The organism is Cohnella baijiui, from assembly GCF_020731285.1.
In the GTDB taxonomy this organism is placed as follows: Bacteria; Bacillota; Bacilli; order Paenibacillales; family Paenibacillaceae; genus Cohnella.
The window spans coordinates 1-14,378 of sequence record NZ_JAJFOW010000029.1 but is presented as its reverse complement, the minus strand read 5'-3'; the positions used below and the strand labels follow the sequence as shown (position 1 = coordinate 14,378).

The following is a 14,378-nucleotide window of genomic DNA, read 5'->3' as shown; positions in this document are numbered from 1 at the left end:
CATTGGTGTTATCTTCTAAAGTGAGTGAGTGACTCACTCACAAAAAAGATGAAGGAGCGTACTCATGCCCAAAACCAATCTTTTACCCGACCTGATCTTCCGCGGATTCAATCGGCGAAGAAACGCTCGAAAGCTTATCGTCCATGCGTCGAACGGTATCGTGGAAAGCCGATTTGTGCCGATTGGCGGTATGGATCAATGGATTACGATGCGCGGCGAAGACCGCGATCATCCCGCTTTGCTTTTTATCCATGGCGGGCCTGCCTCCCCCTATTCCATTTTCAGTCCGTTATTGCGTTCGTGGGAAAAGCATTTCACCATCGTGCATTGGGACCAGCGCGGGGCAGGGAAAACATTTCGCAAAAACGGGAGGTTCGGAAGTGGAACCATCACCTTTGATCGTCTTGCTCGGGACGGGATTGAAGTCGCGCAATATGTGTGTTCCAGGCTCGGACACGAAAAAGTGATTCTTATCGGCAGTTCCGCAGGCAGCCTGATCGCGACCATGATGGCCAAGCGCTGCCCGCACCTGTTTCATGCCTATGTCGGCACGGATCAGAACGCATCGGATCCTCAATTTGATTCCTACCGTTTATCGCTGGACTTTCTTCGCGCTTCAGGGAATGCAAAGGGCGTTCAACTGGTAGAAAGGATGGGACCGGATCCCGCCAAATGGAGCCGCAAGGATTTCGAAGAGAAGAACCGGCATATTGTTCGATCCAAGAACCACACGGTTCCGAATATGATTATGGATCTGATGCTGCCATCCATGCTTTCGTCTCCGGATCACAAATATCGGGATCTTCTCGATATTTTCAAAGGAATGAGCTTTTCATTGGATCATCTTTTCAACGAATTAATGACCTATCATATCCGCGATCTGGGCATGCGATTTGAATTGCCGTTCTTTGTTTTTCAAGGCGATGCGGACCTCTTTACGCCTACCGTGGCCGCCAAAGCGTATTTCGATGAAATCGAAGCTCCCCGCAAGGAATTTGTGCTAATCAAGAACGCCGGCCATCTTGCTTGTTTTGCCCGGCCCGATCAATTTCTTGAAGAACTGATCGAACGCGTACGCCCGCTGGCCTTCTCGTCCGAAAAGCGTAACCGGGATGCTTTTATGGTACAATGAATGCAATAAACCGAATGATCGGAGTTTGACGTTCATTGTCCTTCTCAAATAAGCAGCAGCCCGGTCGGGTACGTTCGGATCGCAAACAACAAATCAAGCAAGCCGCGCTTCGCATGTTTGCGCGCCGCGGGTTCGCAGGGACGAAAACGAGTTTGATCGCCGTTGAAGCCGGGGTCAGCGAAGGTTTGATTTACCGCTATTTCAAATCCAAAGACGAACTCTATACCGTTCTTGTGCGGGAATTGATCGAAGAAGCGACAAAAGAACTCGATCACATTCATCTTCTGCCGGGAACGCCGTATGAACAAATGAAAGCTTTGACCCAGGCCATGCTTGCAGAGAGCAGCAAATCTTCTTTTTTGCTGATTCTTCGGGCACGAAAAGAAGTCGAGATCCCCGAAGAGGCACGGCAAGTTCTGGAGCAACATGCGGCAAATGCGCTGATCGACCGACTCGTCCCCATCTTTATCAAAGGGCAACAAGCCGGCGATTTTTCCGAAGGGGACCCTCAAAAACTATTGTCTTGGTATTTCAATATTATTAACAGCCTGATCATGCAAGAAATAGAAAAAGAGGCATACGGCATACCCGACACGGATCGCTTGATGCGTTTTTTGTCCAAATGACGGCTCTGGGACGCTCCTAAAATCGAACGGCAGCGCAGAACTCATCTTCGCGTTTTGCGCTACCGTTTTTTGCCGCTCGCGGCGGGGCGTGTCGGCTATATCAAACCGTTTCCCTGAAGCGCTTTCAACTTCCAATGGATTCGCGGTATTCGCTCGGGGAAAGTCCCACCCTTTTTTTGAAAATCTGGCTGAAATACCGGGAGTCCTGATAGCCGACCCGCTCCGCCACCTCGTAGTTTTTGAGATGCGTCTTTTTCAGCATATCCTTGGCCTTGTCGATGCGGATGTCCGTGAGGTGCTCGATGAATGTCTTGCCGGTGTTCGTCTTGAACAGCAGACTGAGGTAGGTCGGCGTCATGTACACCTTTCGGGCGACGCTGTTCAGCGAGGCGTTCTGGCACTCTTGCTCCATATAGTGGATCGTCTTCTTGATGATGCTGCGATGGCTGTCCTTGGCGTTCAGCTCGCCGACTTCGCGGAGACGGACGAGAAAGTCCGCGACGTAGCGCTTGAGCGCCTGCAGCGTCTCGAGCTTGGTGACGGACAAAATTTCGAGACGCCGGTAGTCTCCGAGCTTTTCCGCCGCGGCGAGCACGAGTTTCTCCGTTCCGGCGAGCAGCCGAACGGTCCACTCGTGGACGGCCGGGATCTCGACCGGGCCGTCCCGCAGCAGCGCGGCGTAGAACCGCTCGACGGCCTCCGCCAGCGCTTCGTCGGAAGCGCCGGAGCGGACGGCCTCGCCCAGCTCTCGCTCCATCGCCGCCGCTTCCTCGCCGGGCGGGGCGAAGCGTCCGAGCTCGCCGTCGTACAAAATCTTGCCCGTCCCGGCGTAAAACTTGTTCGACAGCGCGCGGGCGGCTTGGCGGTGCGAGCGATGGAGGTCGGCGAGCCGGGAACCCGGCTGGCCGACGCCGATCGGAACGGCCCTCCCGATCCATTCGCCGAGCGCCGCATGCACCGCCTGCAGCGCTTCCTTGGCCGGCCAGGAAAAAATAAGGCCGAGCCTGCCCTCCTCGCTTGCAAACAGGGCGGCGCCTTCCGGCAGATGCCGTCCGGCGGCTTCGCGCATCCGTTCGGTATACTCGCGTCTGTCCGGGACCGTCTCATCCGGCTCGGGCGGTTCGATCAGCGCGACGGTCGGCAGCGTCCAGCAGGGGTCGAGCTTCAGGCGGCTCATGCTCTCCCGGAAACCCGGCTTCGCCTCCCCTCTGCCCGACACCAGCTCCCTTAACAGGTGATCCTGCATCCAAGTCCAAATCCGATCTTCGAACGACAACGGATGGCCATGCATCTTCCCAATCCCCCTCCGTGACGACGGTCATCGGGACGGGCGCTCGCCCTACGCCAGATGGATCGCCTTGTAAGCGTGCATGTGTTCGATGAACGCATGTTCGGCCGCTGCCTCGTCGCCTTGGCGAAGCTTCTCGATGAGCAGCCGATGCCATTCGACCAGCCCGTCGGTCGTATAGTGCCGGTTCGAGATGGCCATGAACCGCATCACCTTCGTCCGCATCTGGCCCCACAGTTCGAGAATGGCTTGATTGTCGCACCGCCGATAGAAATAGCCGTGAAATTCCATGTCCTGCTCCAGAATGTCGAGCAGATCGTTCCGCTTGATCGCGGCGTCCATGCAAAGGATGATGTCCTCCAGCCGGCGATAGTCCTCCTCGGTCAGCAACGGCATCGTCGTCCGAACGGCGAACCCTTCGATGATTTCGCGAAGCACGAAGATGTCATGAATCTCCTTGGACGAAATATCGGAGACGACCGAGCCCTTGTTCGGAACGCCGACGATCAGTCCTTCCTGCTTCAGCCGCTCGAGCGCCTCGCGGACCGGCGCCTGGCTGATGCCGAACTTGCCCGCGATGTCGAGAACGATCAGCCGAGCGCCCGGCTGCAGTTCGCCGGACAGAATCTCTTTCTTCAACGCATGGTACACTTGCGTGCTGATCGAGTGGATTTGCAAGTTCGGCTGCTGCTCCAGCATAGGTCCTCCTTCTGCGTTATCGATTATCGATAATGCACTTCGCAATCTGATGAGAAATCCTTCATCCACCCCCATTTTATCGATTATCGATAATCTATTTCGCCTCTCTATTATAAAACGCGCCCTTCTCCTTGACAACGATGAAGATTGTCGAAACTCCATATTACCCGTGCTTGGCAGCCGGCGAAACGGCGCCGGCTTTCGGCCGATCGCCGGCTCGATTTCCCGGTTTCGAGACTGATTCAGCCCCCCGACGGCCGTGGTAAGGAGGAGGCAAGTTCATACCGGCGCCACCGGCGAGATAGATTCGCCGCTTCCGGCGTCGGGCAAGGGATGAGCGCTCCGCTCTATCCATTTCATCTTCGAAGGAGGCGTTCTTATGCTATACTGGGCATTCGTATTTCTGCTGATCGCCATCGTGGCCGCGATCTTCGGCTTCGGAGGCATCGTCGGCGCCGCGGTCGGCGTCGCGAAGTTCCTCTTCTTCCTGTTTATCATCCTGTTCGTCATTTCGCTCATCTTCGGCCGCCGAAGAGGGGTCTGACCCGGGGAGGAAAGCGGCGCTGACCGGATTGTCCGCCCGCGGCGGCGATTAGAACTCTTGCGGGATCAACCATTTTCCGGTAAAGTAGGCGATAGCATCGACCTTTACACCCAACCGATCGAGCCTATCGTCCACTGCCGGGAAGCCGCAATCGACGCCGCCTCGAACGCCGCCTTTTCTCCCTACCATTTCCAGATTTTACATGACGCCCTCCCTGCGCGCAAGCGATCGGGAGGGCGTTTATTTTGTCATTGCAATGTTTCGTTCTATCCGAAATGCGTTAAAAAGAGACATGCGCCCGACAGACATGTGAAGGGTACAGAAACAGAAACGGAGGCTGATGATTCCATGCAAGCACTTCTTCTCGCCGGGGGATTAGGTACCAGATTACGGCCGCTCACCGAAAATTTGCCGAAGCCGATGGCGCTCGTAGGAAATCGGCCTTGGCTGGAGCATCTGATCCTCGACTACAAAGATCAGGGCGTGGACGAATTCGTAATCGCCGTCAAGCACTATCGGGAATTGATTGAGTCCTTTCTCGGAGACGGCTCTAAATATGGCGTTCGCATCGAGTACGCCGTGGAGAAAGAGTTGCTTGGCACCGCGGGAGCCATCAAAAACGCCGAGCATCTGCTGGGCGACCGGTTCATCGTCGTGAACGCCGACATCATTCACCAGATCGACCTTCAAAACGCGATTCGCTTCCACGAAGATCACAACGGGCTCGTCACGATTTGCCTGACGGAAGTCGAAGACCCGTCCCATTACGGCGTTGTGGAGAAAGGCGAGGACGGCCGGATCTCGAGCTTCGTGGAGAAGCCCAAGAAGGAAGAGGCTCCCTCGAATCTGATCAACGCCGGCATCTATGTCATGGATCGGGCCGCGCTGGATCATATTCCCGCCCGGAAGGTCGTATCGATCGAGAAAGAGACGTTTCCTCTGCTGATCGACAATGGAAGCGGGGTGTTCGGATACCCCGTGAGCGGCTACTGGATGGACATGGGCACGAAGGACCGCTACCGCCAGCTCCACTGGGACGTGCTGGACCGAAAGTTTCCGCTCTCGATCAGCGGCAAGGAAATGAACGAGAAAGGCATCTGGATCGGGGAGAACGTCCACATCGGGCAGGGGGTGCTGCTCGTGCCGCCGGTCATGATCGGGGACAACGTGACGATCGGAGACCGCAGCATCATCGGTCCGTACACGGTCATCGGCAACAGCTGCCGGATCGGCTCCCATGCGAGAATGTCCAAGACGATCCTATGGGACCGCTGCAAGGTCAGCGCGGGTGCGCAGCTGAACGAGTGCATCTTCGGCACGGGCATGCAGATCGCAGGTCCCCATATGATGCGCGAAGAGGTGCTAAGCAGCGCGGGCAACGCCGCCATGGGCGGCAACAGAACGTTGGAGGTGCACAACCAATGAGTCCCAAAACTTTTCAAATCGCGTATGTAAGCACCTATGTGCCAAAAAAATGCGGCTTGGCTACGTATACGCACCATTTGCGCGACGCGGTCCGGCAGGCGAGCAGCGGTATTTTCCCCGATCCGGTCGTCGCGCTCTGCAATGAGGACGAAATGGAGCTGTACGGAGAAAATTGGCACCTTCCGCTGCTCAAACAAGAGCGCGAGGACTATCGCAAAATGGCCGACTATCTGAACCGCAGCGCGGTCGACATCGTCTCGCTGCAGCATGAATTCGGCATCTTCGGCGGGGAGGCGGGCAGCTATGCGCTCGATTTGATCGAACGTCTGAACAAACCGGTCGTGACGACGTTCCATACGGTGTTCGAACAGCCCCAAGAGCCGTACTCCGCCATCCAGGCGGAAATCGCAAGGCGCAGCGACCATATCCACGTCATGAACCGCAAGGCGCTGGGTTATCTGCACGAGCACTTCGGCATTCCGGAGGGCAAGGTAACCTTCATCCCGCACGGGACGCCGGTACCGAGCAGGGCCGACCGGATCCGCACCCGCCATGCCAACGGCTGGGAAAACCGCAAGGTCGTCTTCCAGTTCGGCCTGCTGAGCCGCAGCAAAGGCGTGGAACTCGTGCTCCGCTCGCTCGCCACGGCGGTCAAGGCCGTGCCGGATCTGCTCTATGTGCTGGCGGGACAGACGCATCCCGAAGTGCGCAAGCACGAAGGCGAGTCCTATCGCGAGGAACTGAACGCGCTAATCGAGGAGCTCGGACTGCAGCACCACGTTCGGATGATCGACCGATACATCCCCGAGGAAGAGCTCGTGTCGCTCTTGATGGCCTCGGATCTGTACGTGACGCCGTACCCGGGCATGCAGCAAATCACAAGCGGCACCCTCGCCTATGCGGTCGGCCTCGGCCGTCCGGTGCTGAGCACTCCTTATATTTATGCCAAAGACCTGCTCCAAGGTTACGACGAACTCTTGCTACCGTACGGGGACGCCGATGCCTGGAGCACCAAAATCATCGAACTGTTCACCTACCCCGAAAAGCTGGCGTACACCGAGCAGCGGATGGCCGAGACCGGCCGCAGCATGCAGTGGCCGGAAGTCGGGAATCGATATTTGCAGCTTTTGGAGCGGATGGCTGCGGAAAAGCGCTGGAGGATGGCCGATGTCATTTAAGCGGAAAAGGCGGGCTGCCCCGCCTTCTTTTGTCCACTTGAAACGCATGACGGACGATACCGGACTCCTCGAACACGCGCTGGGCCGCATCCCCCGGCGCCGGGAAGGGTATACGACCGACGACAACGCAAGGGCGCTTTGGACCGTCACCGAGTGGCTGAGCGCCGCCGACGAAGCCCGGCTGGGACGCGAGGACCGCGAGCTCCTGCTCTCCCTGGCATCCAATTATCTCGCCTTTCTCCTGTGGAACCAGCGGGAAGACGGCTGGTGGCACAACAACGTGGCCTACGACCGCTCGCCGGAGCCGGAGGAGATCTCCCACGACTGCCAGGGACGCTCGATCTGGAGCGTCGCCGACGCCTGGGTGCGGCTCCCCGCCACGCACAAGGACGCCGCGCTCTGCATGCTGGAGCGGGCGCTGCGCACGATCGGACGGATCGACTCCCTCCGGGGCCAGGCGTTCGCGATGGCGGCCTGCGCCCATATCCTCGAGGCGGACCGCGACGGCGCCGTCAAGCTTCCCAACGGCTGGCGCGAGGAGCTGCGGCGTCACGTGGACCGGATCGAAGACCTGATGATCGGCGCGTTTCGCCACTTTTCGGACGACCGTTGGCGCTGGTTCGAGCCGGCCATGACCTACGGCAACGGAGCGCTGCCCTGGGCGATGCTCCGCGCCTACCGGCTCACCCGCCGTCCGGAGACGCTCGAGGCCGGGCTCGACAGCCTCTCCTCGCTGCAGACGGTCATGACAAGCGACGAAGGCTGGTTCCGTCCGATCGGCAACGACGGCTGGTGCACCTCCAAGGCGGTCAGCCGCTGGGACCAGCAGCCGCTCGAAATGTTCAAGCTGGCGCTCGCCCTTGAGGAAGCCGCGCGCGCGCTGGAAGCGGGCGAACGCGAAGGCATCTCTCTCCTCCTGACGTACGACGCGACCTTTGACAAGCGCAAGCGCCCCCGGACGGGCGCGCAGCCGTCGGAACGGAGCGGAGCGGAAGAACCGCTCGCCACGGTTGGAGTAGCGCTTGCCGTCCAGCCGGACGGTGCCGAGACGGAGGCGCCAGACAACGCGCAGGTCGTGAGTCCGGCCCGCCACGCCGCCTTCCTGCGCGAGTCGCGGGACCGGTGCTTGGATTGGTTCTTCGGCGACAACGACCTGGATGCCCCGATGGCCGACGCGTCGGACGGCAGCTGCTGCGACGGCTTGCAGGCGAACGGCCCGAACGTCAATTGCGGCGCCGAAGCTACGTTGTCCTACCTCATGACCGAGGCGCTGTGCCGGCACGGATGAGCGAGCCGCTGCGGAATCGGCAATGGACTCTTATGGCAATAGACTCCTATATAGAAGCTTTCGATAGGGAAGAAAAGGACGGAGCGCTGCACGCTCCGTCCTTTTCGGCGAGCGGGGCCGCAGGCGGCTCCTTTTTTCAACGGATCAGAAAGATAGGCTCACCCATCCTTCACTGATCCGTCTCCGATAAAAACGGTTCCGCCATCTTCCTTGAAGACGGCGGAACCGTTTTTACTTGAGTCAGAGAAATTGGAAATTCAGCGCGATCCGCAGCGTCGAAACGACTGGTTTCCGAACGTGGAGATCGATCGTATAATAGCGCTCGTCCGCGCCGAAATGGTTGCGGAAAACGCGGCTCGCGATTTCGGGTTCGAGAATGTCCGCATCGTACGCAAGCCGCACCGACCGCCGCTCGCCCCGGAGCAGAATGACGCCAGGCTCCGCCGGCTCGGGAACGGTGCGGCTTACGAGGCGCTCCGTTACCCGATCGGGCGAAGCCGCGAAGTCGTACTCGTCGGTCAGCATCAGCGTCGGTCGCGCCGACTTGCGCCAGACGAACCGCCGAACAAGCGATCGAAGGCCCGGGTGGCCATAGGTTCCGGCCAGTTCGAGCGCAAGCCGATCCTCCGCCGGCTCCGCCGCCGACTCGAGGACGACGGCCGCGCGGTTCGCGCCGATCTGCTGCAGCCGGCCGTCCACGATCGGCAGCGAGTGGCCTTGCGGCCCGTTGCACGCATACGCGTACCGCCCTTCCCCGAAGGAAGAGGCCGTGTATTCGCCGCTGCCGAGGTCCGCCGCAAAGGCCGGCTCCTCGTCCGCGAGCAGTATGAAGTGCCCGACGTCCGCATGGTTGTGGGGCTCGTCGTTGTGCCCGCCTTTGGCCGCGAAGCCGTACGACCCGTCCGCTTCGGCGTGCCGGGATACAAGCCAAGCCGCGTTTGGCAAATACCAGCTGCCGGACGGCCAGTCGGCAGCCTGCTCGTTCGGCCGCGCCCAGATCAGGTTCCGCAGCGCGTGCGCGAACCGACTGCAGGCGTCGTCCGTATACTTCGCGCGGATGGCGCGGGGAGGCGCCGAGACCTCCGGGTACCGCGCGGCCAGATAGTCCGACAAGCCGATCTGGACGGGAAATGCGGGCAGCGCGTCCGAAAAGTTGGCCGTCCGGTCGCCTGCCAGGTAGCAGCGCTGCTGGAACAGGGCGATCCGGCCGACCTTCGGCGCCGCGAGCAGGTCGATCGCGCCCCGGGTCCGGCGTCGCAGCAAGTCGGCGAAGTAGACGAAATAGCCGAAGCCGTAGTTCCAGTAACCCAGCCCTTCCGGACAGGCTCCGTCTTCTCCGTACCCGGCGAGGAAGCAGTCCATGCTGTCGATCACGCGCCCGACGACGTCCGTCATCCGCTCGGGATCGGACAGGAGCAGCAGCGCCGCCGAGCCGATCGATCCGGCGCAGACGGCCGACCAATTGTGCTTGGCCGTCTCCCAGCCGTAAGGACCGCGCGTCAAATACGGCGTAAACAGCCTTGCCTCGATCTCCCCCCGGATGCGCTCGCGCAGCGCCGGCGGCAGCCGATCTCCGCCGATCGCCAGCATCTCGGCCAGCGTAAAGCCCGTCTCCGCCGCGAACAGGTCGATCTGGCCGTCCGTCTCCAGCCCCTTCACGTGCGCGGGCAGGCACCAGGTCCGCTCCGCGCATACCTCGGACGCGATCTCCGCCCAAGCGGCAAGATCATCCGCCCGCTCGGGCCGCATCCACGACAGCAGCGCGAACGTGTTCAGCCTCCGCCTGCGGGCGAAGTAGACCCGTTCGTAATCGAGCCGGACGCCGGTGCGCTCGAACGACAGAAACAGCTCCTCCGTCAGCGCCGGAATCGGCTCCCGCAGCAGCCGCTCGCCCTCCTCCCGGATCTCGCCGGACGCTGCCGCCGTCGCCGGAGCGTCTGTCAGCGACCGCCAGTATCGCTCCGGATCGGCGCCATCCGGCGCATACAGCCCCGGTCCGGCCGGAGCGAGGTGCGACAGGATGCTGCGCAGTTCCGTTCTCTCCATTTTTCCTCCCCCTTCTCTCGCTCCGGCTTGAAGCCGCTTGTTTCCTTTTCGCCGTGCCGCTTTTCCATTTTTTCCGTTTGTTCTCGCTTCTTATTTCGAGACGAACATACCCAGGCTCCTGCCCGCGCGGCGGTTCGAAAATAAAAAAACCGCCACCGGCGGGGTAGCGGTACGAAACAAGCTGCCTGCGATCGCGGGGCCGATCGCGCGAAACGCGATTTCTATTTCTTCTCGAGCTTGGCCAGCGCCGCCTCGAAGTCTTCGGGCAGCGGCGCGCGGGCCGTCAGCCGCTCGCCCGTCCATGGGTGATGCCAGATCAGGCGTTCCCCGTGCAGGGCCTGGCGGGAGATGACGGCGCGCTTGCCCCCGTACAGTCCGTCTCCCGCGAGCGGATGGCCGATCGCCGCCATGTGCACGCGAATCTGGTGCGTCCGGCCCGTCTCGAGCCGCAGGCGGACCAGCGTATAGCCCTCGTACCGCTGCACCACCTCGTAGTGCGTGATCGCGGGGTCGCCGGTTTCGCTGACGCGGCGGCGCGTGGAGTGGTGGCGGTCCTGGCCGATCGGCAGGTTGATCGTGCCCTTGTCCTGCGGCAGCTCCCCTTCGGCCAGCGCGAGATAGATGCGCTCGATCTTTTTCTCCCGCATCTCTTTGTCGTACTGGTAATGGGCGAATTCGTTCTTGGCGTACAGGACGGGACCGGTCGTCTCCTTGTCGATGCGGTGGATGTGGCGGATCCGCACGTCCTGGTTCGTCATCTCGTAATACGCGGCGACGGCGTGCGCAAGCGTGTGCCGCTGCCCCTTCTCGCTCGGATGCACCTCGTATCCGGAGGGCTTGTTTACGACGAGCGTAAAGTCGTCTTCGTACAGCACGTTCAGCTCCATCCAGTCGGACGGGAAATCGCGCTTCTCCCGGGCGAACAGCTGCAGCCGCAGGTTCGTGCCCTGCAGCACGACGCCCTTGGCCTGCAGCAGCTTGTGCGCCAGCTTCGGCACGAGCGGCGTGTGCTTCAGCACCTGCGGGATCGGGGCGCCCGCGAGCCCTTCCGGCACCCGGAACTCCATCCAGTCGCCCTTGCGCCGCCCCAGCTTCAGATAGGCGGCCGGTGGAACGGCCTGTCCCGGACTTCCCGAACGGTCCGCCCGCGGACCGCCTCCGGCTCCTCCCGCTGTCGGCCGGCCAGGCCGTCCCTGCGCCTCTCGCCCTTCACGCGCAAAAGACGGCGCGCCGCCTCCGCGCTCCTTGCGGACGGATGCCTTGCCCGCACCGCCTCTTCCGGCGGCAGCCGCGTACCGGTCTTGTCCTCTTCCGCCGCCGCTGCCGGCCTCTCTCCTGCCCCCGTCGCGCGAACCCTGCGGCCCTTGCGGCCGGCTCGGCTTACCCGGCTGCTTGGCCCGGCTTTGCTGGTTGCGTCCAGCACCTCTCATCCTGCTCACTCCGTACGGTCTGATATGTTCTTCGCCACAATATACGAGAATGCGGTCGGGATGTCAAACCGCCGCATACGACGGCATTCCCGCCTTAGGGACGGCGTTCGGTACGATCCGAGTCCGTTCGCCGGCTGTCGAACGTTAGCGAATATATTACCGTTTGTTTACAAATGGCGATTTCGCCGAAACCCTACAAAATACGCTATTTTCACACCGTATCTCGTTTTTCGAAGACGTGCTAACTTAGGAATAGGGGGCAAGCCCCCGACCATTCTATCGATCGAGGAGGATTTAACATGAGCGCACCGGAAGACGAAATCGTAGGGTCGGAACTGGAAGCGGAAGCCGTGGCAGCCGAAGAAAATGAGGTGGCCGAGGAAGCGGAAGCCGTGGCAGCCGATGAAGACGCAGTAGCCGAGGAAACGGAAGCCGTAGAAGCGGAGGCGGAAGCCGAAGCGATCGAGGACATCGCGGACGACGAAGCGGATGAGGCGGAAGCCCCCGCCGCCGAGCTGGAAGAAGCCGAAGAAGTCGCTGATTGAAGCCCTCATGTTGAATCGCTCCTAACAACGGTAAGGGAGCCGTGCGGCCGGCTCCCTTATGCTTTGGCGAATGCGGCGAGCAGCGCCCATTTGCGCTCTTTGCGCCGCATGTAGCGGGGCAGCGTGCGGTACAGCTCCCGGCAAGCGCGATACGCCTCTCGCGCCTCCTCCGTTCTCCCCATCGTCCGGTATACGGTCCCCAACCGATAGAAGGCCTCGCACGACGATGCGTTCATGCGCTGAAACTCCTGCAAAAAGCCGATGGCTTTATCGGCATCCGTCTTCGCATAGGCCTCGCCCAGCTTCAAATAGGGCAAGCCGTACTTCACGCGGGGGCTGATCTCCAGCGCCCGATTCATCGCGCGCTCCCCCTCCTCCGTATGTCCGATCGCCAGCTCCGCGATCCCCCGATCGCTCCAATACTCCGCCGAATGCTCCATTTTTGCCTCGATGTCGAGCAGCACGTCCCTCGCATCGCGGAATCGCTTGCTCTCGATCAACAGCCGGGCCAGCTCGGACTGCGCCGACACGTCATGCGGGTTCAGCAGCAGCTGTCTGCGTGCTTTGCCGATCGCCCCGCGGCGCTTGAATGGCTTCACGAGGCTCGGCGTCAGGCCGATATATCTGCGTTCCAGGAAATAAAAGACGACGAGCAGGACCAGGATCGCAAGGAACGGGTTGCCGAGCACCCGCCACAGCAGAAAGAACAGCAACGCTTTAACGAACATGCGCTTCCTTCCTTTCCTAAGATCGATTGCGCGCATGCGGCATGCGCGGCCGCGATAGGGTGTCCGAATGAATGCTCGACCCCGTATCGGAAGCTCTATCCTTTCCTATCATAGCATGAAAGAAGGCCCGGCCGCTTTAATTCGGCGTCCCCGGCGGGCGGACGCGGCGGGTAGCCTGCGCCTCCAGCGGATCGTCCGGCCAGTAATGCTTCGGGTACCGGCCTTTCAGATCCTTGCGCACTTCGAAGTAGGCGCTCCGCCAAAAGCTCGCCAGATCCTTCGTTACCTGCACGGGACGCTGAGCCGGAGACAACAGATGCAAGGTGAGCGGCACGCGGCCTTTGGCGATTCGCGGCGTGTCCGGCCGTCCGAACATCTCCTGCAAGCGGACGGCGAGCGCGGGAAACTCCGGATCGGCGTAATCGATCGGCAGCCGGGATCCGCTCGGCACCGTCAGGTGCGTCGGCGCCTCCCGGTCGAGCGCGCCGCGCAGCTCCCAGATCAGCATGGACTCGAGAACGGACGTCAGGTTCAGCCGCGCCAGGTCGGCGCGTTTGCGCATGCCGCCGACGTAAGGCGCGAGCCATTCCTCCAGGGTGTCGACGAGCGCTTCGTCCGAGACGTCCGGCCACCCGCCCTCGGGCTCGTGCCGGCGCAGGAAGAGCACCCGCTCCTGCAGCTGGCGGGCCGCCCGCGTCCAGGGCAAGATGCCGAGCCCGGCTTGGCGGATGCCCGCGAACAAAGCGGCGGCGACGCGATCCGGATCGGGCGCGCCCGCCGGTCCCTCCCACAGCACGACGGCGCCGATCCGCCGCGACTGGCGGGCGCGGACGGCCTCGGCCTCCGCGTCCCATTCGACGGTCTGCACGGTGCGGATCGCGTCCGCGAAGTACGTCTGGAGATCCCCTTCGCTCAGGGCGGCCGCCAGTTGGATCCGCCCTTCGACGCCTTGGTCGTCGAGCTCTGCGACGACGAGGTATTCCGCCTGCGCGAGCGTCTGTCCCTCCGCGATTTGCGCTCCCCGTCCGCCGGACAGCGTATAACGGCCCGGCGCGCGGCGCCTGCCGATGCGGTCCGGGTACGCGAAGCCGAGCAGCACGCCGCAGGCGGCCAGATCGTCGGCAAAGCGGGGTCCGGAGCCGTTAGTCGAGGCAGGGACGGGCTGCTGCGCGGAGCCGACGAGCGGGGCCGAGTCGGCCCGGGGCAACGAGCCGGCGGACGAAGGCGGAGCAGCCTGCTGCGCGGAGTCGGCGAGCGGGGCTGAGTCGGCCCGGGACAACGAGCCGGCAGATGCGGGCGATGCAGACTGCTGCGCAGAGCCGGAGAGCGGGGCCGAGTCGGCCCGGGGGGCGCCGCCCGCGAGCGCGCCGAGCTCGCGAAGCCGCTGCTTCGCCTCGGCGAGCACGCGCTGCCGCAGCCGGTCGTCGGGCTGCGGCTGGCCGGGCGCCG

At 61.8% G+C, this 14,378-nt stretch carries 13 protein-coding genes; 7 read left to right on the top strand and 6 right to left on the bottom strand.

Annotated features, from left to right (window positions below; genetic code table 11):
- Positions 1-64 precede the first annotated feature (64 nt).
- Positions 65-1,132: an alpha/beta fold hydrolase gene (locus tag LKX83_RS22120; RefSeq protein ID WP_227885003.1), complete on the top strand. Its 1,068-nt coding sequence runs from the start codon at positions 65-67 to the stop codon at positions 1,130-1,132.
- Between the two features lie 35 nt (positions 1,133-1,167).
- On the top strand, positions 1,168-1,758 hold the full coding sequence (locus tag LKX83_RS22115) for a TetR/AcrR family transcriptional regulator (RefSeq protein WP_227885002.1): 591 nt from the start codon (positions 1,168-1,170) through the stop codon (positions 1,756-1,758).
- 124 nt (positions 1,759-1,882) lie between these two features.
- On the opposite strand, the gene LKX83_RS22110 is transcribed toward LKX83_RS22115, so the two are convergent.
- Together LKX83_RS22110 and LKX83_RS22105 are read right to left on the bottom strand one after the other, a co-directional pair.
- Entirely contained in the window at positions 1,883-3,049 is a 1,167-nt protein-coding gene (locus LKX83_RS22110) for a helix-turn-helix domain-containing protein (RefSeq protein ID WP_227884999.1), read from the bottom strand.
- A gap of 48 nt (positions 3,050-3,097) precedes the next feature.
- Complete coding sequence (locus LKX83_RS22105; RefSeq protein ID WP_227884998.1) at positions 3,098-3,745, bottom strand: GntR family transcriptional regulator; 648 nt, start codon at positions 3,743-3,745, stop codon at positions 3,098-3,100.
- 379 nt (positions 3,746-4,124) lie between these two features.
- On the opposite strand from LKX83_RS22105, the gene LKX83_RS22100 reads away from it, so the two are divergent.
- From LKX83_RS22100 to LKX83_RS22085, 4 genes are all read left to right on the top strand, one after another.
- Entirely contained in the window at positions 4,125-4,289 is a 165-nt protein-coding gene (locus tag LKX83_RS22100) for a DUF1328 domain-containing protein (protein ID WP_227884996.1), read from the top strand.
- Positions 4,290-4,637: 348 nt separating this feature from the next.
- On the top strand, positions 4,638-5,714 hold the full coding sequence (locus LKX83_RS22095) for a nucleotidyltransferase family protein (RefSeq protein ID WP_227884994.1): 1,077 nt from the start codon (positions 4,638-4,640) through the stop codon (positions 5,712-5,714).
- Complete coding sequence (locus tag LKX83_RS22090) at positions 5,711-6,892, top strand: glycosyltransferase family 4 protein (RefSeq protein ID WP_227884992.1); 1,182 nt, start codon at positions 5,711-5,713, stop codon at positions 6,890-6,892. Before LKX83_RS22095 ends, LKX83_RS22090 begins: the two co-directional genes overlap by 4 nt.
- A complete protein-coding gene (locus tag LKX83_RS22085; RefSeq protein WP_227884989.1) occupies positions 6,882-8,180 on the top strand; it encodes a hypothetical protein in 1,299 nt (432 codons plus the stop codon). Before LKX83_RS22090 ends, LKX83_RS22085 begins: the two co-directional genes overlap by 11 nt.
- Before the next feature lie 240 nt (positions 8,181-8,420).
- Here LKX83_RS22085 and LKX83_RS22080 read toward each other — a convergent pair whose 3' ends face one another.
- Both LKX83_RS22080 and LKX83_RS22075 read right to left on the bottom strand, forming a co-directional pair.
- Positions 8,421-10,226, bottom strand: a complete 1,806-nt coding sequence (locus tag LKX83_RS22080; protein WP_227884987.1) for a hypothetical protein — start codon at positions 10,224-10,226, stop codon at positions 8,421-8,423.
- A 221-nt stretch (positions 10,227-10,447) separates the two neighbouring features.
- Positions 10,448-11,656, bottom strand: coding sequence for an RluA family pseudouridine synthase (locus LKX83_RS22075; protein WP_227884981.1), 1,209 nt, complete (start codon positions 11,654-11,656; stop codon positions 10,448-10,450).
- Between the two features lie 299 nt (positions 11,657-11,955).
- Here LKX83_RS22075 and LKX83_RS22070 point away from each other — a divergent pair, with 299 nt between their 5' ends.
- Complete coding sequence (locus tag LKX83_RS22070; RefSeq protein ID WP_227884979.1) at positions 11,956-12,201, top strand: hypothetical protein; 246 nt, start codon at positions 11,956-11,958, stop codon at positions 12,199-12,201.
- A 56-nt stretch (positions 12,202-12,257) separates the two neighbouring features.
- Here the strand turns inward: LKX83_RS22070 and LKX83_RS22065 are convergent, their stop codons facing one another.
- Positions 12,258-12,929, bottom strand: a complete 672-nt coding sequence (locus LKX83_RS22065; RefSeq protein ID WP_227884976.1) for a tetratricopeptide repeat protein — start codon at positions 12,927-12,929, stop codon at positions 12,258-12,260.
- A 136-nt stretch (positions 12,930-13,065) separates the two neighbouring features.
- Positions 13,066-14,378, bottom strand: a 1,313-nt coding sequence (locus LKX83_RS22060) for an ATP-dependent helicase C-terminal domain-containing protein (protein WP_304518342.1), incomplete at its 5' end; no start/stop codon positions are given.

Coding starts and splice junctions, on each gene's coding strand:
- LKX83_RS22090 (WP_227884992.1), top strand. CDS start 5,711: ATGAGTCCCAAAACTTTTCAAATCGCGTATGTAAGCACCTATGTGCCA.
- LKX83_RS22105 (WP_227884998.1), bottom strand. CDS start 3,745: ATGCTGGAGCAGCAGCCGAACTTGCAAATCCACTCGATCAGCACGCAA.
- LKX83_RS22085 (WP_227884989.1), top strand. CDS start 6,882: ATGTCATTTAAGCGGAAAAGGCGGGCTGCCCCGCCTTCTTTTGTCCAC.
- LKX83_RS22080 (WP_227884987.1), bottom strand. CDS start 10,226: ATGGAGAGAACGGAACTGCGCAGCATCCTGTCGCACCTCGCTCCGGCC.
- LKX83_RS22070 (WP_227884979.1), top strand. CDS start 11,956: ATGAGCGCACCGGAAGACGAAATCGTAGGGTCGGAACTGGAAGCGGAA.
- LKX83_RS22095 (WP_227884994.1), top strand. CDS start 4,638: ATGCAAGCACTTCTTCTCGCCGGGGGATTAGGTACCAGATTACGGCCG.
- LKX83_RS22120 (WP_227885003.1), top strand. CDS start 65: ATGCCCAAAACCAATCTTTTACCCGACCTGATCTTCCGCGGATTCAAT.
- LKX83_RS22110 (WP_227884999.1), bottom strand. CDS start 3,049: ATGCATGGCCATCCGTTGTCGTTCGAAGATCGGATTTGGACTTGGATG.
- LKX83_RS22065 (WP_227884976.1), bottom strand. CDS start 12,929: ATGTTCGTTAAAGCGTTGCTGTTCTTTCTGCTGTGGCGGGTGCTCGGC.
- LKX83_RS22100 (WP_227884996.1), top strand. CDS start 4,125: ATGCTATACTGGGCATTCGTATTTCTGCTGATCGCCATCGTGGCCGCG.
- LKX83_RS22075 (WP_227884981.1), bottom strand. CDS start 11,656: ATGAGAGGTGCTGGACGCAACCAGCAAAGCCGGGCCAAGCAGCCGGGT.